This window comes from Marinitoga sp. 38H-ov (genome assembly GCF_011057715.1).
GTDB lineage: Bacteria > Thermotogota > Thermotogae > Petrotogales > Petrotogaceae > Marinitoga.
This window is the reverse complement of record NZ_LNGH01000008.1, coordinates 69,377-93,864: the sequence shown is the minus strand read 5'-3', so window position 1 is coordinate 93,864 and position 24,488 is coordinate 69,377. Positions and strand designations below refer to the sequence as shown.

General features: G+C 25.8%; 19 protein-coding genes. 9 read left to right on the top strand and 10 right to left on the bottom strand.

Annotation, left to right across the window (positions count from 1 at the left end; genetic code table 11):
- Nucleotides 1-75 precede the first annotated feature (75 nt).
- From AS160_RS02870 to AS160_RS02855, 4 genes are read left to right on the top strand one after another with little or no spacing between them, the layout of a single operon-like run.
- The gene (locus tag AS160_RS02870) at nucleotides 76-1,011 is read left to right on the top strand and encodes an ABC transporter substrate-binding protein (protein ID WP_165144628.1); all 936 of its coding nucleotides are present in this window, start codon (nucleotides 76-78) and stop codon (nucleotides 1,009-1,011) included.
- A 4-nt stretch (nucleotides 1,012-1,015) separates the two neighbouring features.
- Nucleotides 1,016-2,008 carry an ABC transporter permease gene (locus tag AS160_RS02865; protein ID WP_165144625.1) on the top strand — a complete coding sequence of 331 codons (993 nt, stop codon included), beginning with the start codon at nucleotides 1,016-1,018 and terminating at the stop codon, nucleotides 2,006-2,008.
- Nucleotides 1,942-2,613, top strand: coding sequence for an ATP-binding cassette domain-containing protein (locus AS160_RS02860; protein ID WP_165144622.1), 672 nt, complete (start codon nucleotides 1,942-1,944; stop codon nucleotides 2,611-2,613). Before AS160_RS02865 ends, AS160_RS02860 begins: the two co-directional genes overlap by 67 nt.
- 32 nt (nucleotides 2,614-2,645) lie before the next feature.
- Nucleotides 2,646-3,197: an NUDIX domain-containing protein gene (locus AS160_RS02855; protein WP_165144619.1), complete on the top strand. Its 552-nt coding sequence runs from the start codon at nucleotides 2,646-2,648 to the stop codon at nucleotides 3,195-3,197.
- Between the two features lie 80 nt (nucleotides 3,198-3,277).
- Here the strand turns inward: AS160_RS02855 and AS160_RS02850 are convergent, their stop codons facing one another.
- The gene (locus tag AS160_RS02850) at nucleotides 3,278-4,108 is read right to left on the bottom strand and encodes a DMT family transporter (protein WP_165144616.1); all 831 of its coding nucleotides are present in this window, start codon (nucleotides 4,106-4,108) and stop codon (nucleotides 3,278-3,280) included.
- A gap of 105 nt (nucleotides 4,109-4,213) precedes the next feature.
- On the opposite strand from AS160_RS02850, the gene AS160_RS02845 reads away from it, so the two are divergent.
- Nucleotides 4,214-5,326 (top strand): DUF362 domain-containing protein, encoded by a 1,113-nt coding sequence (locus AS160_RS02845; RefSeq protein ID WP_165144613.1) that lies wholly within the window; start codon nucleotides 4,214-4,216, stop codon nucleotides 5,324-5,326.
- Nucleotides 5,327-5,348: 22 nt separating this feature from the next.
- Here the strand turns inward: AS160_RS02845 and AS160_RS02840 are convergent, their stop codons facing one another.
- On the bottom strand, nucleotides 5,349-9,062 hold the full coding sequence (locus tag AS160_RS02840) for a glucodextranase DOMON-like domain-containing protein (protein ID WP_165144610.1): 3,714 nt from the start codon (nucleotides 9,060-9,062) through the stop codon (nucleotides 5,349-5,351).
- A 210-nt stretch (nucleotides 9,063-9,272) separates the two neighbouring features.
- Here AS160_RS02840 and panC point away from each other — a divergent pair, with 210 nt between their 5' ends.
- Genes panC through AS160_RS02825 form a run of 3 tightly spaced genes read left to right on the top strand, consistent with a single transcriptional unit; the run spans nucleotide 9,273 to nucleotide 12,460 of the window.
- The gene (gene panC / locus AS160_RS02835) at nucleotides 9,273-10,115 is read left to right on the top strand and encodes a pantoate--beta-alanine ligase (protein WP_165144607.1); all 843 of its coding nucleotides are present in this window, start codon (nucleotides 9,273-9,275) and stop codon (nucleotides 10,113-10,115) included.
- Between the two features lie 4 nt (nucleotides 10,116-10,119).
- A complete protein-coding gene (locus AS160_RS02830; protein WP_165144604.1) occupies nucleotides 10,120-12,003 on the top strand; it encodes a hypothetical protein in 1,884 nt (627 codons plus the stop codon).
- Complete coding sequence (locus AS160_RS02825) at nucleotides 11,987-12,460, top strand: chemotaxis protein CheW (protein ID WP_165144601.1); 474 nt, start codon at nucleotides 11,987-11,989, stop codon at nucleotides 12,458-12,460. The genes AS160_RS02830 and AS160_RS02825 overlap by 17 nt, the downstream gene beginning before the upstream one ends.
- 17 nt (nucleotides 12,461-12,477) lie before the next feature.
- On the opposite strand, the gene AS160_RS02820 is transcribed toward AS160_RS02825, so the two are convergent.
- Nucleotides 12,478-13,659, bottom strand: coding sequence for a flagellin (locus AS160_RS02820; protein WP_165144598.1), 1,182 nt, complete (start codon nucleotides 13,657-13,659; stop codon nucleotides 12,478-12,480).
- A 21-nt stretch (nucleotides 13,660-13,680) separates the two neighbouring features.
- Nucleotides 13,681-15,792 carry a hypothetical protein gene (locus tag AS160_RS02815; RefSeq protein WP_165144595.1) on the bottom strand — a complete coding sequence of 704 codons (2,112 nt, stop codon included), beginning with the start codon at nucleotides 15,790-15,792 and terminating at the stop codon, nucleotides 13,681-13,683.
- Nucleotides 15,793-15,905: 113 nt separating this feature from the next.
- Between AS160_RS02815 and AS160_RS02810 the strand changes: the two genes are divergently transcribed.
- The gene (locus tag AS160_RS02810; RefSeq protein WP_165144592.1) at nucleotides 15,906-17,993 is read left to right on the top strand and encodes a methyl-accepting chemotaxis protein; all 2,088 of its coding nucleotides are present in this window, start codon (nucleotides 15,906-15,908) and stop codon (nucleotides 17,991-17,993) included.
- 114 nt (nucleotides 17,994-18,107) lie between these two features.
- Here AS160_RS02810 and AS160_RS02805 read toward each other — a convergent pair whose 3' ends face one another.
- From AS160_RS02805 to AS160_RS02780, 6 genes are all read right to left on the bottom strand, one after another.
- Nucleotides 18,108-19,061, bottom strand: a complete 954-nt coding sequence (locus AS160_RS02805; protein ID WP_165144589.1) for an asparagine synthetase A — start codon at nucleotides 19,059-19,061, stop codon at nucleotides 18,108-18,110.
- 216 nt (nucleotides 19,062-19,277) lie between these two features.
- Complete coding sequence (gene mutL / locus AS160_RS02800; RefSeq protein ID WP_165144586.1) at nucleotides 19,278-21,074, bottom strand: DNA mismatch repair endonuclease MutL; 1,797 nt, start codon at nucleotides 21,072-21,074, stop codon at nucleotides 19,278-19,280.
- Nucleotides 21,075-21,078: 4 nt separating this feature from the next.
- Complete coding sequence (rlmB, locus tag AS160_RS02795; protein WP_165144583.1) at nucleotides 21,079-21,798, bottom strand: 23S rRNA (guanosine(2251)-2'-O)-methyltransferase RlmB; 720 nt, start codon at nucleotides 21,796-21,798, stop codon at nucleotides 21,079-21,081.
- Nucleotides 21,798-22,220: a ribonuclease III domain-containing protein gene (locus AS160_RS02790; protein ID WP_165144580.1), complete on the bottom strand. Its 423-nt coding sequence runs from the start codon at nucleotides 22,218-22,220 to the stop codon at nucleotides 21,798-21,800. Before AS160_RS02790 ends, rlmB begins: the two co-directional genes overlap by 1 nt.
- Before the next feature lie 16 nt (nucleotides 22,221-22,236).
- Nucleotides 22,237-22,908, bottom strand: a complete 672-nt coding sequence (locus tag AS160_RS02785) for a response regulator (protein ID WP_165144577.1) — start codon at nucleotides 22,906-22,908, stop codon at nucleotides 22,237-22,239.
- Nucleotides 22,886-24,481 carry an ATP-binding protein gene (locus tag AS160_RS02780; RefSeq protein WP_165144574.1) on the bottom strand — a complete coding sequence of 532 codons (1,596 nt, stop codon included), beginning with the start codon at nucleotides 24,479-24,481 and terminating at the stop codon, nucleotides 22,886-22,888. The genes AS160_RS02785 and AS160_RS02780 overlap by 23 nt, the downstream gene beginning before the upstream one ends.
- Between the last annotated feature and the right edge of the window lie 7 nt (nucleotides 24,482-24,488).

Here is a 24,488-nt window from a genome sequence, read left to right as displayed (position 1 = left end):
AGGCATCCACTTTTTTTATATCAAAAAATTATATTAAAAAAACTATATTTAAAATATATATTTGGAGGTGTTATTATGAAAAAGGCATTATTATCATTATTTGTATTATTTGTATCTTTAGGGTTTTCTTTAACAGTTGGTATTACACAAATTGTGGATCATCCGGCTTTAAATCAGGTTAAGGATGCGATTATAAAAACTATTAAAGAGGAAAATTCTAATGTCGAAATAGTTTTTCAAAATGCACAGGGTTCATATCAAAATGCTGTTTCTATTGCACAAGAATTTAAAAATTCAGTAGATATTATTGTTGCAATAACAACGCCAAGTGCCCAAGCAGCTGTAAATACCATAAAAGATAAACCAGTTGTGTTTTCTGCTGTCACTGATCCAATTAGTGCTGGGTTAATAAAAAAATTTGGTAAAAATGAAGGAAATGTTGTTGGATTAAGTGATTTATTACCTGTTAATGTACATTTATCATTATTAAAAAAAGTATATCCAAATGCTAAAAATGTTGGGATAATATTTAATCCAGGAGAGCAAAATTCTATTACTTTGTTGGAATTATCTAAAAAATTTGCTAAAGATCTAAAATTAAATATTATAGAAATTCCTGGAACAACTTCTTCTGAGATGATAACTTCTTTAAATACAAAAATAAAAAATATTGATGTTGTGTATATTTTTACAGATAACTTATTAGCTTCTACAATAGAAAGTGTGTCAGACATATTAAATAGTAATTCTATACCTTCAATTTCAGGAGATATTGCATTAGCTAAACAAGCAAAAAGTGTTATAGGTTTTGGTTTTGATTATTACTCTTTAGGACTTGAAACAGGAAAAATTGTAAATGAAATAATCAAAGGTAAAAAAATATCTGAATTAGAATCAAAAACCATGGATATGAATGCATTAAATTTATTAATTAATATTAAATCTGCGAAAAAATTTAACATAGAGATACCTGAATCATTATTGGAAATTGCTGATTTAGTGTTGAGGTGATATTATGGAAGAAATAATAAAACAAGGATTGATTTTATCAATATTATCTTTAGGTGTTTTTACATCATTTAAAATTATCGATATTCCCGATTTAACAACAGATGGATCGTATGTAATTGGTGGAGCTATTACAGTGTTACTATTGCATAATAATATATATTGGCTAATAGCATTGATTATAGGTGGTTTAATAGCAGGTTTTTCTGGGTTTATAACAGGATTAATCCATACAAAAACTAGGATTAATCCTTTACTTGCTAGTATTTTAGTAATGATAATGTTATATTCCATAAATATCAGAATTATGAATGGGCCTAATATGTCTTTGCCAAAGGTTTCTGAAGAATCTTCTATAAGTTTATCAGGAACAAAATTGGATTTTTTGCTAGATAATAATGAAAATAACATTCTTTTAGGAGAAAAATCCAAAAATATTTTTATAAATCCTTTTGCTGAAAATGCATTATTAAAATTATCAATTTTTGTATTTATTATTTTTTTATTATATTATTTGTTTTTAAAAACAGAGTTAGGTACATTATTAAGAGCATTTGGAACAAATAAACATGGCGTATTATCTCTTGGTGTAAACCCTAATATATTAAGTGTTTTAGGGTTAACTATAGGAAATTTTTTGTCTGGAATTAGTGGTGGATTATTTTCTATGTATGCAGGATTTGTTGATGTAAATATGGGGCAAGGTATGTTAGTAACAGGATTAGCTGCAGTAATATTAGGTGAAATAATTTTCAAAAAAGATTTTCTTTTTAAAATACCAGCACCATTAATTGGTGGAATATTATATCAAATTGTTATTAGTTTGGTTATTAAGTATGGATATAATATAGGATTTAAAGCAAGTGATTTAAAGATGGCAACAGCATTATTTATTATCATCGTTATAGCTACGAGAAATATGGAGGTGAAAAAATGGTTGAACTCGAAAATATCACTGTCATTTACAACAAAGGAGAAAGTAATGAAAAAATTGGCTTAAATAATTTTAGTTTAAAAATAAATGAAGGAGATTTTGTTACTATAATAGGGTCAAACGGTGCAGGAAAAACAACATTGTTTAAAGTATTAATGGGTTTGGTAAAACCAAATAGCGGGAAATATTATATAAATAATGTTGATGTAACAAATAAGACGCCTTTTCAATTATCTAAGTTAATTAGTATTGTATATCAAAACCCAGATATGGGAGTTTTCCCAGATTTAACAATAAGAGAAAATCTAATTCTTGGAGCAAAAAAGGGTATGAGATTTCTAAAATTTGGTAAATTGCCTACTTTAGAACTATTATCTTCATTAAATATGGGATTAGAAAATAGATTAAATACTAAAGTAAAAGAGTTATCAGGAGGGCAAAAACAAGCATTGGCATTGATATTAGCTACAATATCAAAACCTAAATTGTTATTATTAGACGAACACACTGCGGCATTAGATCCAAAAGCTACAGAAAAGATTATGGAATTAACAATAAGAATAAATAAGGAGTTTAATATTACAACATTAATGATATCTCATAATACATTAGTAGTTTCTAAATTTTCTCAAAAAATAATAAGAATAGAAAATGGATGTATAGCCGCCTAATATGATAAAATATAATGAAAGGCGGTGTTGAAATGGAAAATATAAAAAGTTTTTTTGAAAAAGAAAAAATAAGTTTTGATATAAGTAGATTATTTAAAAATTATAATCAAAAAATAGCTGTAATGTGTTATGCTGAAAATGAAGAAAATGAAATTCTAATGCTTGAAAGAATAAAAGAACCATTTGCAGGTAAATTAGTTCCGCCAGGTGGGAAAGTAGAAAAAAATGAAGATATTATTCAAGCAATTAAAAGAGAATTTTTGGAAGAAACAGGGTTTATACTAAATGATTTAACTTTAAAAGTTTTTACATCTGAAGAAGGGCCAGAGCATTATAACTGGATTTTATTTATTTTTCTTGGAAAAATAAATAAACAAAAATTAAATTATTGTAATGAAGGAATTTTAAAATGGGTTAAAAAAGATAAGCTTTTAGAAGAAAACTTGACAAATATTGATAAACAGATTATACCTTATTTATATGAAAAAGAAGGAATATATTATATAGAAATAAATTATGATGAAAACAAAAATGCAAAGATACTTAATATTGAAAAATATCAAAAAAACATTATGAGATTATAAAATTTATCCTTTTATATTAATTATTATGATAATAATTTATGCATATTTATAGAAAATTGAGACCTTTTGAGGTCTCGATTTTACATTTCTCTAAATTCTTTAATTCCAAATCGAACCGATGCAATTATTAATGCAGACAGTAGTATTAAAGCACCAATTATTTGTTGAGTAGTCATAGTTTCTTTTAGAAAAATATATGCGGATAACATTGCAAATATAGGTTCTCCCACAAAAATAAATGCTGTTGTATTTGTAGAAACAACCTTTTGATATTTTAGTTGAATTAATGTTGCTAATGTTGAAGCAAATACTGCAGTAAATATTGCAGTTCCAACCATTGGAAGCGTAATATTAATTGGTTTTGTAAAAGCCAATGCGCCATTTAATAAAGCAACAATTAAAAATTGATAACCTAATAATGAAGTTTCTTCTACAATTTTAGAATATTTTGTAATATATACCATTGATAATGCAAATGCTATAGCACAGATAAAGGTTAAAATATCTCCTAAATTAATACCATTAATGCCACCAGACAAGAAATATGAACCTATTGCAGCTAGAGGTAATGCTATTATATGGTTTATATGAGGCTTTTCTTTTTCTACTAAAAATGAAAATAATGGAGTTAATATAATATATAAAGAAGTAATAAAACCACTTTTAGATGCTGTAGTTAATGTTAAACCTATAGTTTGTGTAATAAACCCTAGTGCTATGAATAAACCTATAATTACACCATATTTAAAGTTTTGTTTTTTCCAAATAATAAAAGATAATAATGATGCAATTGCAAATCTTAATGCAAGAAATATATAAACATCATCACCACCAACAGTCACTTTAACTAGTGGGAAAGTGCTACCCCATATAAATGTTACTAGTATTAGAAAAAAATATGCTCTTAACATTTAATCCCCCCTATCAATTTTCATTCTTGATTATTTTATCACATTTTTTTTTATTAGTAAATATGATATAATTAGTAAAAAGAACTTTTTTAAGGAGGAGTTTTTATGCCATCAAAAGTTTATTTTACTAATTTAAGGACAAAACCTGGTATGAATTTGTTAGACAAGTTAGAAAGATTAGTAAAAAAAGCGGGAATTGAAAGCATAGATTTTAATAATAAGTACGTAGCGATAAAAATTCATTTTGGAGAACCTGGGAATTTAGCATATATCAGGCCGAATTATGCAGCAAGAATAGTAAAAATAATAAAGGAATTAGGTGGGAAACCATTTTTAACTGATGCCAATACATTATATTCAGGAAGAAGACATAATGCAATTGATCATTTACAAAGTGCGTATGAAAATGGGTTTAATCCGTTAACAACAGGTTGTCATGTTATAATTGCTGATGGTTTAAAAGGTACAGATTATACTGAAATACCAATTAATTTGGAATATTGTAAAACTGCAAAAATAGGGAATGCGGTTGCAGATAGTGACATAATTATAGCTATGACACATTTTAAAGGTCATGAACAAGCTGGTTTTGGTGGAACTTTAAAGAATTTAGGAATGGGAGCAGCATCTAGAGGAGGAAAATTAGAATTACATTCAACATCTCAACCTAAAATTGTAGAAAAAAACTGTGTGGGATGCGGAATTTGTGTAAAAAACTGTGCTCATGATGCTATTCATTTAAATGAGGAAAAAATTGCATATATAGATTATGATAAATGTGTAGGATGCGGACAATGTGTAGCTGTTTGTCAATATAATGCAGCTCAAGTAATATGGGATGAATCATCTGAAATAATGAATAAAAAAATAGCAGAATATACATATGCAATTGTTAAAGATAAACCAGCATTTTATATTAATTTTATAATGAATGTATCACCTGATTGTGATTGTTGGTCAAATAACGATTATCCACTAGTTCCTGATATTGGTATTGCTGCATCATTTGATCCTGTTGCTCTTGATATGGCAAGTGTTGATTTAATAAAAAATGCTCCAGCTTTACCAGGAAGTAAGATATACAAAGATCATTCACATGATTTTGTTGGTGAAGATAAATTTAAATTTGTACATCCAAATGCTGATTGGGAAGCAGGATTAAATCATGCAGAAAAAATAGGTCTTGGAACAAAAGAATATGAATTAATAGAAATATAAATCCCCTTCTTTAAGAAGGGGATTAAAATTCAATCTCTACAGGAACCAATGTTGCGTATTCAGTATTATTATAAGAAGATAAAACATCATATTGATTATAACCTTCTGGTACAACAATATCTAAAACATAAGGTCCAAAATCTCCAGCATCTTCAGGATATCCGCCAAGTGTCCATTGTGTTTCTTCTGGAGTTACTGCTCTAAAGTTATCAGCACCATATCCATCTTGAGAACCTACCATGAAATATGCATAAATCTTATTACTACTTAAATCAATAAATTTCTTCATAACAATAACAGTTATTATTTTTTCTCCTGGATCAGCTTCTACTTGAACACCTTCAGGTAATTCTTGTTCATCAGATGTTGCTAATAATTGACCATAGCTTGGCCATCCAGCAACTTTTATAAAATAATCCCAAGGATGATTATTATCAAATTGCACTCTGGCACCATCTTTATATGTTTTTGTTAAACCACCATCTTTAGTATCTAAATAAATATTTATTAATTGATGTGAAAAACCTTTAGGTGCTCCCCATGGGTTTGTCACTTCACCAAATTTAAATTTAAACACAAATGAATCATCAGCATCAAATACTTTTACCCATTCAATATCCCATAATCCTTTATATGGTTCAAAAGCACCATCTTTTGGATATTTATAACCACCAGGGCCATCTTCATCTCCTATAGGATCTTCAAATGTTTTTACTAATTTTCCTCCAATTTCTTTAGGAATCATTATGTGTACTGGACCAGCATTAGGTGCAAAATCAACATCGCTAGAATTATTTTTTTCTGTATAAGCCATAACAACTGCTAAATTAAATTCGTTACCACTCTTAATTCCAATTAAATCATAAGGTATTTTAAATTCAACTATATTTCCATTAATTGCAATATATTCAGAGGATTTACCAGCAATCATCCATCGTTCAGTACCACTTGCATTGTAATAGTATAAATCTTTACTATCAGGATATTTTCCTATGTTAAAACTAAATCTTTTAGCTAATGCAAAACCAAGATCAGTAATTTCTTCGCCAGTTTTTGAATAAGCTGTTCTTGTATTTAGTTTATTTGCTCCAGGCATATCTGTATAAAGTTCCAATTTATATGGTTTTCCAGCTAATTCATCGATAGATTTTTTAAGTTCAACTGCAACATATATATTAGAATTGTCTCTTCCTACATAAAAACCTGCAATTAAATCTCCTTCTTTATACATTACGCCAGAATCATCATCTAAATAATAACCGCTTTTTTCCATTTCTATATTATCAACGATACCATCTAATGTAATTTCAACCTTTCCAATATTTCCTTTAGAAGCAACAGAAGGTTTTTTATTTGCTATAAACAAGTAGCCAGGTATTTTATCTTCAGAAATTCCTGCTTTTCTATATAATTGAACCAATAATTTTTTAAAGTGCATGTCAAATAAAACTTCATTATTTCCTGCATCTTGATCTGAACCGTACCACCAGAACCAGTCGCTACCTTCTGCAGCATATAATATATCCAATGCTTTTTTGAATTCTTCCTCAGTCATTTTATCCTTATTATCCATTAATGCTTTTCTTGCTTGAGATAATCTTTCCCAACCTTCATTTTCTTCTTTTTCCCCATACCAAGTATCTAAACTACCGCCTACCCATGAACCTTTTGGTAATTGGTTTATCTCATTAGAAACGCCATAGCTTTCAATGTATTCATTTGGAGTAACTAATTCAATATATGGATCATTTGATAATGCTTGGTAAAATAATTTTCTAAAATCATTTCCATTATTAGGGTAATGTTCCCATGCGTTTTCTCCATCTAAAGCAACGGTTACTACCATATTTCCTTCATCATTCATTTTTTGAATATTATGCAATGTAGATAAAAAGTCTTTAACAGCATTTTCTTTTGACATAGTAGAATATTTAAATCCTATCCTATCTGATAAATCTGTATCTCTAAAAAATACAACTAAACTTTTTCCATCTACAGTAACTCTATATGGTTTGTATAATTGATGAGGATCTCCAGTATTTACTCCAGCTTTTTGAAGTATTTGTTTGTCTGTAATTATCCATTTTATATCATTATCAGTAAACATCGGAACTAAAGGAGTACTTACTGCTTGTTCTGAAGGCCACATACCTAATGGTTTTCTTTCAAAAATAGAGGTAAAATATTCAAGCCCTCTTCTAATTTGTGCTTCAGCATCTTCTGGCCAACCCATATCAACTAATAATGGTAAAATTGGATGATAATAAGGTGTTGTAGTTAATTCTATTTTTCCTTCATCCCACAATTTTTTATATTTTTCTACTATTTCTGACATAAGCTTATAGTGAACAGAAATAACATATTCTAAATCTTCTTTTGTATAATTTTTATCCTTTTCAACTAAGGATTTTAATTTTAGATCACTATTAATATATTCATTATTAATCCAGTATAGATTCCAAGCAACCTTTAAATCTAACCAATCTTGTTCAGTAAACTCAATATTTTTATCTCTTTTTTCTCTCAATTCAGCATATCTTGGATGAGAATCAATAAACTGAGAGTTTATATCAAAGAAATGCCATTTTACAAATTCTTTTTCTTCATCAGTTAAATTATCTTTTAGAGATAATTCTAAATATTTATCTTTTGCATTATTATTTACATAATCCATTAATTGAATTAATAATACAGGTGTTATATTGAAAGTTACACTTCCTGAAGTTAAATATTTATCAACTAAATCTGCCATATATGGATAATCATTTATAGCATGAGCTCTAACCCAAGGCATTTCAGCATTTAAATCTCCAGGTATTTTATATGAAGGTTGATGATGATGCCATACTATAGCAACCTTTAAAGGTTCTTTATTATCATCGCCTTTAGGTATTTTTGACAAAAAATTTTCTACAGAATTTTCTGTAATATTTTCAATTTCTGCAGTATCTTCTGTAGAAGATTGAGGAGGAATATCTCTCCATGAAGCGACATTATCCTCTTGAGTTTGATCAATATCTTCTACTATTACAACTCTATTAGATAATTCTTCACCTTTTTCATCTTTTTCTACTGTATCCCAATTGCCTCTTGTGTATTTATATTCTAATCGTTTTCCAACTTCTGTTTCTAGTTTAAAAGTTGCTTTGTTTCCTGATCTTTCCATAACAAGTTGTCCAGGATCCCAGTCATTAAAATTCCCTACAATATATATGTCATCAGAAGATGGGGTATTTGTAGGTAATGTAACTATAAAAGTAACAATAGCTTTTTCTCCAGGTTGAGCTTTTGTTTTTATTTCGGCAGGAATATCTGCCCAGCTTTTTACTTCATCTGCAATAATTTTATTTTCATCTGCAATAACTTTTCTATTATTTATTTCTCCACCGTTTTCATCCTTTTCAACAGTTCCCCAATTACCTCTTGTATATTTATATTCTATTTCAGCATCTTTTTCTACTGATAACGTTATTTCTCCTATATTTCCATTTCTAGTAAGAATATATTTTTCGTCTCCAGGATTCCAATCATTGAATGAACCAACTATGTATATGTTTTCATCTTTAGGTGTGTTTGAAGGTAAATTTACTTTAAATGTTAATGTTATTAATGATGTTTCATTTAAATTTTCTGAAACAGCAGGAATTTCATTTGTTGAAGTTGTTTGTTGAGCACCACAACTAATAAAAAGGATTGATAAGAGCGCGGTTAATACAATAAACACAAGTTTTCGCATACTTTTTGTAACCCCCTTTTAAAAATTTGATATTTATGTATTTATTATATATTAAATTTAAATGCATTTAATTATACATCATTATTATATAAAATTTCAAGTTTTTAACTAAAAAATTTTTAGTCATATTTAATATTAAATGGATATATTTTGAAAAGAATAAATAATATGATAAAATTCATTTAGAAAATGAGAAATGGAGGGAAAAACATGGAAGTAATAAAAACAATTTCTGAAATGAAGGAAATTAGAAATAAATTTATTAGAGAAGGTAAAACTATAGGTTTTGTACCAACTATGGGCTATTTACATAAGGGACATTTATCTTTAGTTGAACAAGCTAGAAAAGATAATGATATTGTCGTAGTAAGTATATTTGTTAATCCAACACAATTTGGTCCTAATGAGGATTTTGATAGATATCCAAGAGATTTAAATAGAGATTTAGAATTATTAAAACCATATAATGTTGATTATATTTTTAATCCTGAAGTGGAAGAAATATATGCAAAAAATTATTCTACTTATGTAGAAGAAACAAAATTAACAAAAGTGTTATGTGGTAAATCTAGACCGGGTCATTTTAAAGGCGTTACAACAATAGTAAATAAATTATTTAATATAGTAAGACCAACAAAAGCATATTTTGGTCAAAAAGATGCACAACAATTTAGAGTATTAAGAAAAATGGTTGATGATTTAAACATGGATGTTGAAATGATAGAAATGCCTATAATTCGTGAGGAAGACGGTTTAGCAATGAGTTCTAGAAATATATATTTAAATTCCGAAGAAAGAAAACAAGCTTTAGCTTTAAGTAAGTCTCTTAAAAAAGCCAAAGAACTATATGAAAATGGTGAAAGAGATACCAAAAAGATAAAAGAAGAAATGAAAAGAGTATTTGATAAAAATCCACTTGTTAAGATTGATTATATAGAAATAGTTGATGAATATAATTTAGAAAATGTAGATATTATTGAAAAAAAGGTTTTAGTAGCAGTAGCCGCTTTTGTTGGTAAGGCACGATTAATAGATAATATAATATTAGGGTGATATTATGTCAAAAATATCCATGAGAGGATTAATTAATATATTTTCAATAATATTTTTATCTTTATCTATTTTTTTATCAATATATTTTATTGATATTAGTATGGATGATAGTTACTTTAATCCTATTTCTGAAAATATAATAACAGGATTAAATGAAAAAGGGAAATATATTTCACTATATTTTGAAAGCGAAATAGATAGATTAAAATTATTACCAAAAAATTTTTCATATAGTGCTACAGACACCGGTGAAATATTGCAAGTTTTAAAGGATCAATTAAAAAAATATCCTGAATTTGAAGAGTTTTTTGTAGCAAATTCTGATGGAGAAAGTATTTCTAGTTCTAACATTTTTACTAATATTTCAAGGTATAGGTATTTTAAAGAAATTTTTACTGATAATAAGGAATGGGCAATTAGCGATATTTTCACATCGAAAATTTCAGGTGATACTTCAATAATTTTAGCCGTATCTTATTATTATGGAAATAATAAATATATATTTGGCGGAGCATTAAATTTAAAAAATCTATTTTTAGAAAATAATTCTTTTAAATTTAATGAAGTTGGTGAAATCTTTTATATAGATAATCTTGGAAGTTATTTTGGAGTAAATAATGATGGTACAATTAATTCTGGAACAATAGCAAAAAATTTTAGAGATAGTATTATTAGAAATTCAGATAAAACTAAAGAATATTTAGAAATAAAATTTAATAAAAAGAATTATTATGTATTTTTAAGTTCAATAGATTTTATAGATTGGAAGATAGGCTTTTTTATTGAAAAAAGTTATATATTTCCAAGTTTTATAAGATATTATATTTACGGGATATTATATTTAATTATAATTATAATTATAAGTGTTATTGTAAATTATTCAATATTCAAAAAACGTTTAATAATCCCATTAGATAAAATGAAATTCGAATTGAAAAAGTTTAATGAATTAAGATTTAAAGAGGTTAATATAGAAATAAAAGAACCATTATTAATAGATATATCTGATAATTTGCAATTAACTGCAATGAATTTAAGAGAATCATTTAATAATTTTTCAAGTAAATTATATACATTAGAAGATAATATTCAAAAAACTGAAATTTTAATAAATGAAGAGATAAATAGAATTAATGAAGAAAATGATACAATGGAAAAGTTATCCAAAACTTTTGAAGCAATAACAAAATCTGTTAATGATTCACAAAATCTTTCAGAAAACTTTAAAAATAAACTAAATTTATATGATTCAGAACTTGAAAAACTAAGACATAGTGTAATAAAGTCTAAATCTAAAATTTCTTTTTTAAATGAAATTACGTCTAAAGTTACAGATATATCCGAAAAGGTTAGTGATTTGTCCTTTAGAGCTGAAATATTATCCTTAAACGCCGCGTTAGAAGCATCAAAAGAAAATGGGAATTTATCATTTGCTGTGATTGCATCTGATATGAGAGATATGTCATATGTTTTAAAAGATTATAATATAAAAACCGCTTCTCAAGTAAAACATATTACAGAAAATTTGGATGAATATAAGGATGATTTAGATGAATTATTTAAAACTATTGATTTAAATATATCAGAAATAAGAAAAGTAACATCAAATTATCAAGATTTAGAGAATTTTATAAAAGAATATTCAATTTCATCAACTCAAGTAAAAAATGCTTTGAATATTTTAAAATTAATAATTAATAAAAATAAAAGTATAATGGATAATATAGTTGAAAACTTTAGTGAAATCAAGAAAAATTATGAAGATTTGAAAAAAATATTTATATCTAAAAAATCTCCAAAAAATCTTGAAGAAATATTTAAAAAATTAGATGAATTAGAAAGTAAGGATGAAAATATAGGAAGTGAATCAAATGAAGAATCCTTTTGAAAATTTAAAGAAATTAATTCTTTTAAAAGAAAAAATTATTCATTATGTTATATTTAAAATAGATAATGTCTTTTATGCTCTAAATACGAAATTTATAAAAGAAATAATTAGTTCAAAAGAAAAAAAAGAATTGCCAAATACACCAGATTATATTGTAGGAATAATAAACAGTAATAACCCCATAACATTGATAGACTTAAAATACTTATTAAAGAAGGAATATCAAGATTATACAAATAAAATGTTTGTTATAAATTTTTTTTATGAAAATAATAATTATGCGTTTTTTACTAAAGAAGTTATAGATATTGTTTCTGTTGAACAATATAATATAATAGATAAAGGAGAAGAATTTAAAGAATATTTTTTTGTAGATAAAACATTTTCATATGAAGGGAATATTGTTTTTGTAATAAATATTGAAAAAATTTTTAAAAAAGAAACCAACGACTATTAATCGTTGGTTTCTTTTTATTATCTAAACAATTGAGTAATTTGTTGAGGTAATTGATTAGCTTGTGCAAGCATTGCTGTACCAGATTGCATTAAAATTTGTTGTTTTGTAAATTCTGCCATTTCTTTAGCCATGTCAGCATCTCTAATACGTGATTCAGCAGCAGTTAAGTTTTCTTGTGCAACTCCTAGGTTTTTGATTGTATGTTCAAGCCTATTTTGAGCAGCACCAAGTTTTGCTCTAAATGCAGATACTTTATAAATAGCAGCGTCAATAGCACTAATTGCAAATTCAGCATCAGAAGATGTTTCTATATTTATAGAAGTATGTAATCCTATATCGGCAGCTTTCATACTTTCAAATCCCATAGAGATGACTTGTCCTTCATTTGCACCAATATGGAAATTTAAAGGGTTTACAGTTGTTGTAACATTTCCATATACAGCAATAGCAGCACCATCAACTTTAGTGCCTGAGGCTAATGTTCCACCAAAGTCATTGATATTAGCTATTTGTGTAGTATCCCAAGAAATATTTATGGATCCCCCGCCAACAGAAACAGTAACTCCGCCTTGTGAAGCGGCTGTATAAATAGCAGCTCCCAAACCTCCAGCTGTTACAGCTGTTATTTTTACTTCTATAGGGGATGTTGCGCTTCCTTGGAATTGACCTACTTCTATAATAACATTAGCATCTTGAGTTATAGTATGAGCAGTTCCGGTAACTTCAAAATGGGCAATACCAGGAGCAACTATTTTAGCGTCTTGCTTTCTTGGTCCTCTTATTGATCCATCTAAAAGATTTTTTGTATTAAATTGAGTAGTTTTTGCAATTCTATTAATTTCATCTCTTAATTCTGAAAATTCATTTTGTAATTGTGCCCTATCAGCATCAGTGTTTGAATCAGTAGTGGATTGTACAGCCAATTCTCTCATACGTTTTAATATTGAATGAACTTCATCCAATCCACCTTCTGCTGTTTGTATCATTGATACTGCATCTTGAGCGTTTCTTATAGCTGTTTCTAAACCTTTTATTTGGTTTCTCATTTTTTCAGAGATTGCTAATCCAGCAGCATCATCAGCAGCTCTGTTGATTCTTAAACCTGAAGATAATTTTTCCAAAGTTTTACCCATGCTTCCTTTTACGTTACTTAAAGTTCGCCAAGCATTTAAGGCTTCCATGTTATGGTAAATTCGCATAAAAACACCTCCGTGTATGTGTTATTTGGTTTTAAAATTAATTGTATAATTTATATTTTCAAATTCATCAGAAAAAGAATTTCCAAATTCATCTAATATTTGAGAAGGGTCTATTTTTATTTCCCAAGTTTGACTTGAATCCAAAGTTATTCCTTCTAATGTACCCCAATATTTTATATATTTGTTTTTTTGAGAAGGATGTAATAATATAGGTGTTATTATATTTGTATTATTTTCAATGATTTTAATATTGATGTTAATATAATCTTTTTTAATAAACTCAGATTCATCTCTAAATTCTATTACTATTCTTGGATTTTCAATAGGTGATGTAATTGGTAAATCATAATATTCATTATTCTCTTCTTCATAATATACATTAGTGCCTTCTATAGACACCTTATATAATATTGGTGGATTATTTTCTTTAACTAGAACTTCAAATGATTTTTTTATCTCGTAATTTGTATCTAAATCTTTTGCATAAATTTCAATATAATTATGACCAATTGGAAACTCATAAGAAGTATATTTAAATAAACGAGATTGAACTGGATTAGATGAAAATAGATTATTTCCGTTAATGTTAATAGAATATACATAGGTTGCAGGATATGAATAATTTGATTTAATATCAAAAACAATATCAAAATCATTCAAAGAAGTAGATTCTGGATCTACATTGATTTTTTCTGGTAAATAATATAATTTTGTACTTTGATCTGAATTTTTTTGTATTAATGAAAAATCTAAATTAAAATTATTTATGGCTTTATAAATTTTAAATGTTCTATATATTTTTTCTGAAAAATTAGTATCATTCTTTAATACGGTAGCTATTAATTCATAATTTCCTTCTTCTAAATACATAGTATCAGTTTCTAATATCATGCTATTACTTGAAATATTTATTTTTTTATAATCAATACCGTCTTTTTTTATTAAAATCTCATAATTTAAATTAGTTGAAAAATCATATTTTTTATCTACAATTATTTTAAAGAACAAAGGATCTCTATTAGTTATTTCTGAGGTATTGTTAATTTTTATGTTATTATCTAAATAATCTTTTTTGTATATATCTAAATCTACAGTAAATTCAGTAAATTTCTCAACATTTAAAATTATATTTGTATTTGTAGAATAATTAGTAATAAGATTTTTTGCGATTAAGGATAATTTATTTATTCCTTCTTTTAAAAAAATAGAATTATATTTAAACTCTTTCTTATCAGTTGTAATTTCTTTAATAATCTCATCACCATTTGATATTGTATACATATAAGAAGCAGGTAATGAATATTTTTCTATTACTTCCATATTAATATAAATAGGATCAATAGTAGTTAAAGATGAATTATTAGTTAATATCGTGCCTTCGTAAGAATTAAGTCTTAATTCAGAACTCAAATTAAATGATGTATCAATATTTTTTGGATTTAATTCGACTGTAGTTCTTCCAAAACCATTATTGGCATTATCAAAAACTTCTACAGAAATAATATATTTTTTATTTTCTAAAAATACAGGCGTTGATTCAAAAGATTTATTTTGAATATTTCCCTCTTCAAGTAAGTTATTATTTATATAAATTTTGTATGAGAAATCACTATTATATATAATGCTTGAGTCAATATTTACTAATATAGAATGATTTCTATATGGTTCATACATATTATTTTCGACAATTTTATTATCTATTAAGTTTTTAAACTTTAATGAAGGTTCTAATTCTTTCTTATAATCATAAACATTTATATATAATTTATTTTCGCTTTCATATTCAATTCCACCTAATATAAATACTCCAATTATCTCGAATCTTCCAGATTCATTTAATTGAAATGATCCAGAAAATAATGTTTCATTTATTCTATTTAATTCAATAGTTTTTATATTATTTTTATCTTCAGTATCAACCATTTTTAAGTATGCTTGTCCAAAATTTCCTAAAGGAGAATCTATTCTTAAAATTACAGTTCCATTAGCTTCGTTAATATCTTTATTTAATTCTCCCTTTGTTTCAGAGGAAAAAGAAATATTTACTTTTATTTGATACTTAGACTCTTGTGGTTTAAGACAAGATGATAATAAAAAGATTATTATGAGAATTGTATATAGAATTTTTTTCATAAAATCCCTCCATGGAATAAACTTTCAATTTATCATTCTTTAAAAATAAAGAAAATCCTAAATACATTTTTAAATAAAATGGTGTATAATTATATAAAAATGGAGGTGAAAGAATGAGCTTAAAAATGAAAATATTTTTTGGATTTATCATTATTTTGATAATAGCTATAATTATAGGGATATTTGGAGTTACTAATACTAATAAACTGAAGTCGTATATTATAGAAATATCAGACGAAAATTTACCGAAAGTTCAAAAAATATTAACTATATATCAATTACAAACAGCAATAGAAAAATCTGAAATGGCATTATTAGGTTTGATTAGTGAAGATTTGAGAAATGAAGAATACCAAAGAATAGACTCTTCTTGGGAATCAATAAACAAGTTAATAAACGAGTATGAATTATTTGATTTAAATGGAGAGGAATTAAAATATTGGGAAGATTATAAAAATAAATTAAAAATGTGGGAAACTGGTCATGCAAGTTTTATGGAATTATCTAAAAAATTAGATGAAACAAAAATACTAGATCCAAAATCTTTAAAATTAGATATAAAAACATATGAAAGTGAATTATATAGATTAGCCTGGTTAATAGAAAAAGCTATATTAGATAAAGAACCTTTTGAAGAAGATTTGAATCCTAGGAATAGTCCTTTTGGTAAATGGCTTGAAAATTACCAAACGGGAAATGATTATCTTGCAGATATGATAAATGAAATGAAGAAATATAACGAAAATTTTTTGAAAACAGCAAAAACAATAAATACTGTAGTTAAGAGTAAAAATGAAAAACAAATACAGCTTATGCAAAGAATATATAATAATTCAATAATTCCAAATTTGGAAAACATTTTTGATACATTTGAAACAATTAATCAAATAGCTGATGAATCTTTGCAATTACAAAATAAAATGTTAGAACAAAGTTTAAATATTAATTTGAGTCTTTTTGAAGAAAGCGTTAGTGTTTTAAAAACAATTGTAGAGTATAATAAAAATCAAGCAAATCAAAAAGCTAAAAATACTATACAAAAAGTTAAAGATGCTATTATAACTATTACAATGGTTATAGGTGTTGGAATAATTTTAGCTGTAATATTTGTAACATTAACCATAAGAAGTATAATTGGTTCTATAAACTTGTTAATGACTAAAATACAAGCTTTTGGAAAAGGGGATTTGACAGTTAACTTTAGAATTAAAGGTAAAGATGAAATAGCAAAAATGTCAAATGTATTAGAAGATATGGCCAAAGAATTAAGAGATTCTATGAAATTAATATATAATGCATCAAATAATTTATCTATTACATCTAGTACTTTGGCATCTGTATCAGAAGAGCAAAATGCTATATCTGAAGAATTAACGAACCAATCAAAAACAATTGAAACAAATACTATTGATGCATCTGCCTCAATAGAAGAGGTTTTATCAGGTGTTGAAGAAATAGCTAGTTCTGCCCAAATGATATCTAACAACGCAGATGAGCTAAATAATAAGGCAACGGAAGCAGCTGAAGCAGCTGTTGATGGTGAGAAATATGTAAATGAAATAGCTAATATAGTTGAAGTTGCTGTAAAAGAATCAGATTATACTCAAAATGTTGTTAATGAACTATCTGAGAAAGTTCAAAATATAGGAGATATAGTTGATACAATAAATAAAATTACTGAACAAACAAATTTACTTGCATTAAATGCTGCTATAGAAGCTGCAAGAGCCGGTGAAGCTGGAAAGGGATTTGCAGTTGTTGCAGATGAAATTAGAAAATTAGCAGAACAAAGTAAAAATTCTACAGAAGAAATATCCAAGATATTATTATCGGTAAAAGAAGGTGCAATTGATGCAACAGGTGCAACAAATAAAATTGTAAATATAATTAGAGATATAGATAAAGAATCAGAAAAGATAGTTTCACAATTTAGAAATATTAATAGTAGAATTGAAGATATTGTATCTAAGGTTCATGAATTATCCTCCGCATCAGAAGAACAAAGTGCATCAACAGAGGAAATGGCTACAGCTATGGATAGGATTTCAAAGGTAATTGATGAAATTTCTGAACAAGTAAAATATATGGTAAGTGCTATTGAACAACAAAATGAAAGCTCAAAACAAGTAAGCAGCTCAGCTGAAGAGGGTAATAATCTTTCTCAATCATTAACGGAATTAATAAAAAAATTCAAAATATAATGAAAAAAGTATAAATATTGTAATTCATTAAGAATAAAATTTATAAAATCCCCATCCATCATTATTTTTGGATGGGGATAATATTATTATGATAATATTATTATATAGAGTGCTTTATATAGAGTGCTTTCCGGGAGTTTTAGCGAATAAACGAGTTTTTTCAACATGATCCAACGCTAACAACCATCTAGTAAATCTTTCTATACCAATACCGCAACCTGCAGAATGTTCTAGTAATCCTTCCTTTGCAACTTTTAAATACTCTTCAAATTGTTCAAAAGGAGTATTTTTTAATTTCATTCTTTTTAATATTTGTTCATATTCATGTTCTCTTTCCCCGCCTGATATAGCTTCCTCAAATCCTTCTGGATAAATTAAATCAAAATCCAATAATACATCTGGTCTATTTGGATCTTGTTTATCATAGAATTCTCTTTCTAATAGTGGAATATCTATCATCCAAAATGGTTCAGTTGCATTTAACGAAGCTAATTTTTCGTAATTATCTCCATATTTTTCTTTTAATTCTTTAACAGTATACCTTTTAAATGGTTTTTTAGGTGTCTTTAGATCTGGGTGATATTTTTTTATAATATCAGGATATTTTTCTTTTATTTTTTCAATTGTATAAATTATAGCATCTTCCATAACCTCAAATACATCTTCTCTGGATGCGTTTAGCATTTCCATATCAATTTGTACAAAATCAAATAAATGACGTCCGCTTTCCATTTTATCTTCTGTTTCTAGCCTAACATTAGGAGATACAATATAAATCTTTTTATGAACCAAAACCGCTACTTGTTTATGCAATATCATAGATTTTGTTATAGAATACTTTTGCCCATAATATTCAAATTCTGTCTCAAAATGAGGATGGTTTAATGGATCAGTAATTGGTGAAACTGTTACTGGTAATAATTCTACAAATCCTTTTTCATCTAAAACTTTTCTAATACATTTTAAAATTTCTGATTGTATTAGAGTTGCATCTCTAAAAATAGGATTTTTTAAATAATCCTTGACTAACTCTACAGTGTCTACTTTTCTGCTTTCTGAATGCATCATAATTCCCTCTCCCTTCATATATAATAAGATATAATAAATAAAAAACCGACGCTGATAGATTATATTCAGCGTCGGTGATTGTATATAACGAGTTACCTCGCGTTACACCAACGCTGTTTTATATTATTATTATTATTATTATTTATGACAAAAATTAACATATGTAACACCACCTATAAAATTTTTTTCTTATTATACAACAAAATAATTACATTGTCAAGTGCGTTCAAAAAAATCATCTAATTTTTTTAATGGCAATTCCATTGAAATAGGTCTTCCATGTGGGCATGTGAGAATATCATAGTCAATAATTTTTTTTATTAGTATATCTAAACCAACAGGTGAATCTCCGGTTTTTACAGCAGCTCTACAAGACATTGTAGCAATTACATTATCAAAAACTCTTTCAGGTGATTCTATACCCTCAAGTCTTAATTCATCTAATATTTCTATAACTGTATTATGAGGATTGCTTATTCTTATATTGGATGGGGTTCCGATGATGTAATATTCGTTATTTTCTTTGTTTATTTCAAAACCCAAAGTTCTAATTTTTTCCATATTGTTTTCTAAAATTTCTTTTCGAGAGTTATCAATATTCAATTTAATAGGCAACATAAGTATTTGAGTTGTGATATTGCCATTTTCAAAAAATTCTTTTTTTAAATCTTCATATATTACTCTTTCATGTGCTGCATGAAAGTCGATAAATTGTATGGAATCCTTTAGCTCTAAAACAATATATCTATTAGCAACTAACCCTAAAAATTTATAATATATATATGGTTCTGGTTTATTATTATCATTATTATTTGATATTTTTTCAAAATTTGCTGTTTTAATATATTTTTCTTTATTGATTTTTATAGGAATAGTATTTTTCAAAGTTTCATTTGTTTTGTATGAATTAACATTTTCTGAAACTACAATTATTTTATTGGATTTTATAGGTATTTCATAAGTTATATTATTTTTTTCGTAATTATTATTATTATACTGGTTTTCATTATTAATAGTTATCTTAAATTTAGTACTATTAATTAAAGTCTCTCTAATTAACCTTTTGAATTTATTATATATTATTCTTGATTCTGAAATTTTAACTTCTAATTTTTGCGGATGAACATTAACATCAACTTCTTTAGGATTAATATCAAAAAAAATAATTCCATATGGATGTTTTCTAGATTCTAACATTTCACCATATCCTGATTCAAAAACTGCAAATAAATCTCCGGATTTTATATACCTATTATTAACAAAAAATATTTGTGCAGTTCTATTATTTCTTGTAATTCTAGGGTGTGAAATAAATCCATAAATTTTAAACCAAGATTCATTGAAGTTTATTTCAAAAAAATCTTCTTTTTTTGTTTCTGGAAAAATAATATTTATTTTTTCTAGTAAATTCATATTTTTTGATATAGAATAAACTAAATTTCCATCTTTTATATAATCAATAGATAAATTAGAAGATAATATGAATTTTTCTATTATTTCTGTTATCATTCTACCTTCCACAGCTGCAGATTTTAAAAATTTTCTTCTTGCAGGGACATTAAAAAATAAATCTTTTACTTCTATAGTAGTGCCTACAGGAGCATTCACTTTTTTTATATTTATAGGCTCTGATCCTATAAATTCAATACTTGTAGCTAAATCATCTTCTGCTCTTTTAGAGGTTATTTTCATTCTAGAAACTCTAGAAATTGCAGCCAGTGCTTCTCCTCTAAATCCATAAGTATGTATATCATATAGATCTTCGACTTCTTTGATTTTACTTGTAGTATGTGGTTGAACAGATAATAAAATATCTTCTTCAGACATTCCTACGCCATTATCAGATATTTTAATATATGTTTTTCCACCATCTATTATTTCAACAACAATTTTATCGGATTTAGCATCAATAGAATTCTCAAATAATTCTTTTACTACAGCAAAAGTTCCAGTTACAACTTCACCTGCAGCTATTTTCATTATTACCGATTCTGGTAATTTAACAATAGCCATAAACTCACCTGCTTTTTTGCCTATAAATTTCAAATAATAAAATTCCAGCACTTACGGATACATTTAAAGATTCAACATTATTTGCCATTGGTATCGATATTAAAGCATCGCATTTGTTCTTAACATTATTTCTAATACCGCTTCCTTCATTTCCCATTACTAAAGCTATATTTCCTGTTAAATCCATTTCATAATATATGTTATGGCTCATATCTGCTCCATATACCCAAAAGCCTCTTTCCTTTATATTTTCAATAAACCTAGATAAATTAGTAACTTTTAAAATAGGTATTCTAAATGCTAAGCCAACAGATACCTTAATTACAGTGGAATTAACCTCGACAGAATTATCTTTTGGAATAACTATTAAATCAGCATTTGCTGCTAAAGCAGATCTAATAATTGCACCAAAGTTATGAGGATCTTGAATTTGATCTAGAATAACTATTGTGGAATTATCTCCTAAATTATCTAAAATTTCTTCGTTGGCATATTTAAATTCTTTTCCAATGTCTATAACAACACCTTGATGTTTTGATAAATTAACCATTTTTTGTAAAACCTTATCTGGGGCAAAAGAATATGGATAATTGTTTTTTTGAGCTAATTCTACCAACTCATTTAGAGTATTATCAACATTCTTACTATCTGTAAAGAAAATATTTTTTATAGGATATTTAGCATTTATAATTTCTTTTAAAACATTTCTTCCATATACATACATTATTTTCTCTCCTTTAATGCTTCTTTTGAAATTTCTAAAATTTCATTTAATCTATAATAATCTTTTTTTAGAAATAAATATCCAATTACAGTTTCAAAAGCAGTTGATTTTCTGTAATTAATATCATTTCCTCTTTTTTTTGCACCCTTAGAGTTTAAACCTCTTTTGTATATATCTTTCTCTTCTTCTGAAAAATTTTCAAAAATTATATCAACTATTTTTGATTGAGAATTAGCACTAATATAATTTTTGCTTTCATTATGCAATTTTCCAGCTTTCTTTTTTCCGTTATCTATTATGTAATTAATAAAGTATAAATTTAAAACAGCATCTCCTATATATGCAAATGTATCAACAGGTACTTCTCGTAAATCTTTAATATTACTTTCAAATAATTTACCTAAACTATCAAGCTCACTCACAATAATTTATCTCCTTTCAAAACTCAATATCACATTCTCCGCCTTTATTTTTAATTTTTATCATTATGTCATTTAATGCTTTTTTTATAACTTGTATACTTTCATTCTCATCAAAATATGTAAAGATTATATTCAAAGGTTTAATTATTAGAAAATTATCAATTACTCTATCTAGAATTTCTATAGTATTGCCATTTAAAGGTTTTTTTATATTAATTTTGAAAACTCCATTTATATTTTGCACATCTATTATATCTTCAATATATTTATTTGTATCTTTTTTTACAGATTGATTATATAGATTTCTTATTTTTGATATTTTTATTTGACTATTACTTAATTTTTTTAAAGCATTTTCGACTTTTTCTTGGTTAATTGGTTTAATGATGAAATAATCAGCACCAAGTGTTAATGCATTAAATATATCTTTTTTATTATTTACAACGCTTATAATAATAATTTTTGAATTTGGAAATCTTTTTTTTAAAACCTTTAAAGCTTGTAATCCATCGGTTTTTTTTAACATTAAATCTAATGTCACAATATCAGGTTGTAATTCCTGATATATATCAACAATATTAAATATATCTTCTAATTCTCCAACAACTTCATGTCCCAAATTAAAAAATATTTTTTTTAAATTATCCCTTATTATTAAATTATCTTCAACTATCAATATTTTTCCCATAAATTCCTCCGATAGAGTAAGTTTTAGGTATTAAAAATTCAAAACAAGTCCCCTTATTTATTTTAGAATGAATTAGAATTTTCCCATTAATTTTTTCTATAATACATTTTACCGCAGCTAAACCAATGCCTCTTCCCGAGAATTCATCAGAATATTTAGATGTAGTGAAACCATCTTCTAAAATAAAATCTAATGAATCATAGTTGGACTCAATTCCCTTACCATCATCACATATCTTTATATGAACATATTTCTTATCCTCAAAGATATCGATGTTTATATTTCCACCAAAACTTTTATTTAATTTTAATCTTTCACTTGGTGGTTCTATACCATGAACTACAATATTTCTAAAAATATGAATAAGAGATTTACTGAAGGTGTATAAATAATCTGGATCAAAAATAATATTTGAATTAATATTTATATTAAAATTATCAATTTTTTTATCGAATTTTTCAGCAAGCTCTATAGTATATTTTTTATACATATTAAAAATATTTTTAAAATCCATATAATACATTTTTTTTATTTCGTAAATCAATATATCCGAAAACTCATTCTGAATATTATTTTTAATTAAATTTTCTAATTTGATTAATTTGTTTTTATCTATCCAAATCATATCATTGTTTAAAAACTCATTTCCTAATGTATTTGATATTATTTCTATTTCATAATTTAAGTAAGATTCTAAATTTCTTTTTTTTATGAATTTTTTTAAAACTTCTTTATCTTCAATATTAGATTGTTTTAAAATATCAAGATCATCCTCTAATTTATTTAATTTTTGAGAAAATTTAATCATATGCCATTGTAGAAAGATACCTTTGTAAGTATGTATTTTTTTATAAAAAATAGAAATAAAATCTTCTATAGTATATTTTTCAATATCTAAAAAAACATCTTTATTTACATAATTTATATAATCATCTATATATTTTTTTATTAAATCTCTATTTAATAATACATTTAAAAGCATTTTTGTATTATTTTTTTCTTCTTCTAATTGCTTTTCTAATTGTTTTTTTTCTGTAATATCATTAATAATACACATTATTTTTTTCTCATTTTTTATATTTATTATTTTGTATTTTATTTTTAATATTCTATTATCTTTTTTGATTTCTTGCGGTAAAAGTTCTAAATAAATATCATCTTTTTCAGAATCTGAAAAAATATGCTCTAATATTCTTTTTTCGATATCATAGTTTGATTCAAAAAGTAATTCTAAAATATTTAATTTTTCAATGTTATTAGTATTAAAAATATTTAAACATTCTTGACTATATTCACTATCAATTAAAAAATCTTTTCCAAAGGTTAAAAAACCTTCGTCTGAGCTATCTAATAATATTTTTAATTGTTTTTTTGTTTCATTTAAAAGCTTATAATTAATATCGCTTATTTTTCCAATTTTTTTTGTTTGTTTTAATAATGATTTATAACTTTTAATTAATGAAATATATTCTATATATAACTCATTGAAAGATAAATTATCTTTTTGAGAGAATTTCTCATGATAATTCAATATATTCATTTCATTAGAAAAAAGATTTTCATATATATCCATCATTAAT

Bases quoted from the DNA above. Each gene is read 5' to 3' on its own strand.
- AS160_RS02870 (WP_165144628.1), top strand. From the start codon at position 76: ATGAAAAAGGCATTATTATCATTATTTGTATTATTTGTATCTTTAGGG.
- AS160_RS02865 (WP_165144625.1), top strand. From the start codon at position 1,016: ATGGAAGAAATAATAAAACAAGGATTGATTTTATCAATATTATCTTTA.
- AS160_RS02860 (WP_165144622.1), top strand. From the start codon at position 1,942: ATGGTTGAACTCGAAAATATCACTGTCATTTACAACAAAGGAGAAAGT.
- AS160_RS02855 (WP_165144619.1), top strand. From the start codon at position 2,646: ATGGAAAATATAAAAAGTTTTTTTGAAAAAGAAAAAATAAGTTTTGAT.
- AS160_RS02850 (WP_165144616.1), bottom strand. From the start codon at position 4,108: ATGTTAAGAGCATATTTTTTTCTAATACTAGTAACATTTATATGGGGT.
- AS160_RS02845 (WP_165144613.1), top strand. From the start codon at position 4,214: ATGCCATCAAAAGTTTATTTTACTAATTTAAGGACAAAACCTGGTATG.
- AS160_RS02840 (WP_165144610.1), bottom strand. From the start codon at position 9,062: ATGCGAAAACTTGTGTTTATTGTATTAACCGCGCTCTTATCAATCCTT.
- panC (WP_165144607.1), top strand. From the start codon at position 9,273: ATGGAAGTAATAAAAACAATTTCTGAAATGAAGGAAATTAGAAATAAA.
- AS160_RS02830 (WP_165144604.1), top strand. From the start codon at position 10,120: ATGTCAAAAATATCCATGAGAGGATTAATTAATATATTTTCAATAATA.
- AS160_RS02825 (WP_165144601.1), top strand. From the start codon at position 11,987: ATGAAGAATCCTTTTGAAAATTTAAAGAAATTAATTCTTTTAAAAGAA.
- AS160_RS02820 (WP_165144598.1), bottom strand. From the start codon at position 13,659: ATGCGAATTTACCATAACATGGAAGCCTTAAATGCTTGGCGAACTTTA.
- AS160_RS02815 (WP_165144595.1), bottom strand. From the start codon at position 15,792: ATGAAAAAAATTCTATATACAATTCTCATAATAATCTTTTTATTATCA.
- AS160_RS02810 (WP_165144592.1), top strand. From the start codon at position 15,906: ATGAGCTTAAAAATGAAAATATTTTTTGGATTTATCATTATTTTGATA.
- AS160_RS02805 (WP_165144589.1), bottom strand. From the start codon at position 19,061: ATGATGCATTCAGAAAGCAGAAAAGTAGACACTGTAGAGTTAGTCAAG.
- mutL (WP_165144586.1), bottom strand. From the start codon at position 21,074: ATGGCTATTGTTAAATTACCAGAATCGGTAATAATGAAAATAGCTGCA.
- rlmB (WP_165144583.1), bottom strand. From the start codon at position 21,798: ATGTATGTATATGGAAGAAATGTTTTAAAAGAAATTATAAATGCTAAA.
- AS160_RS02785 (WP_165144577.1), bottom strand. From the start codon at position 22,908: ATGGGAAAAATATTGATAGTTGAAGATAATTTAATAATAAGGGATAAT.
- AS160_RS02780 (WP_165144574.1), bottom strand. From the start codon at position 24,481: ATGGATATATATGAAAATCTTTTTTCTAATGAAATGAATATATTGAAT.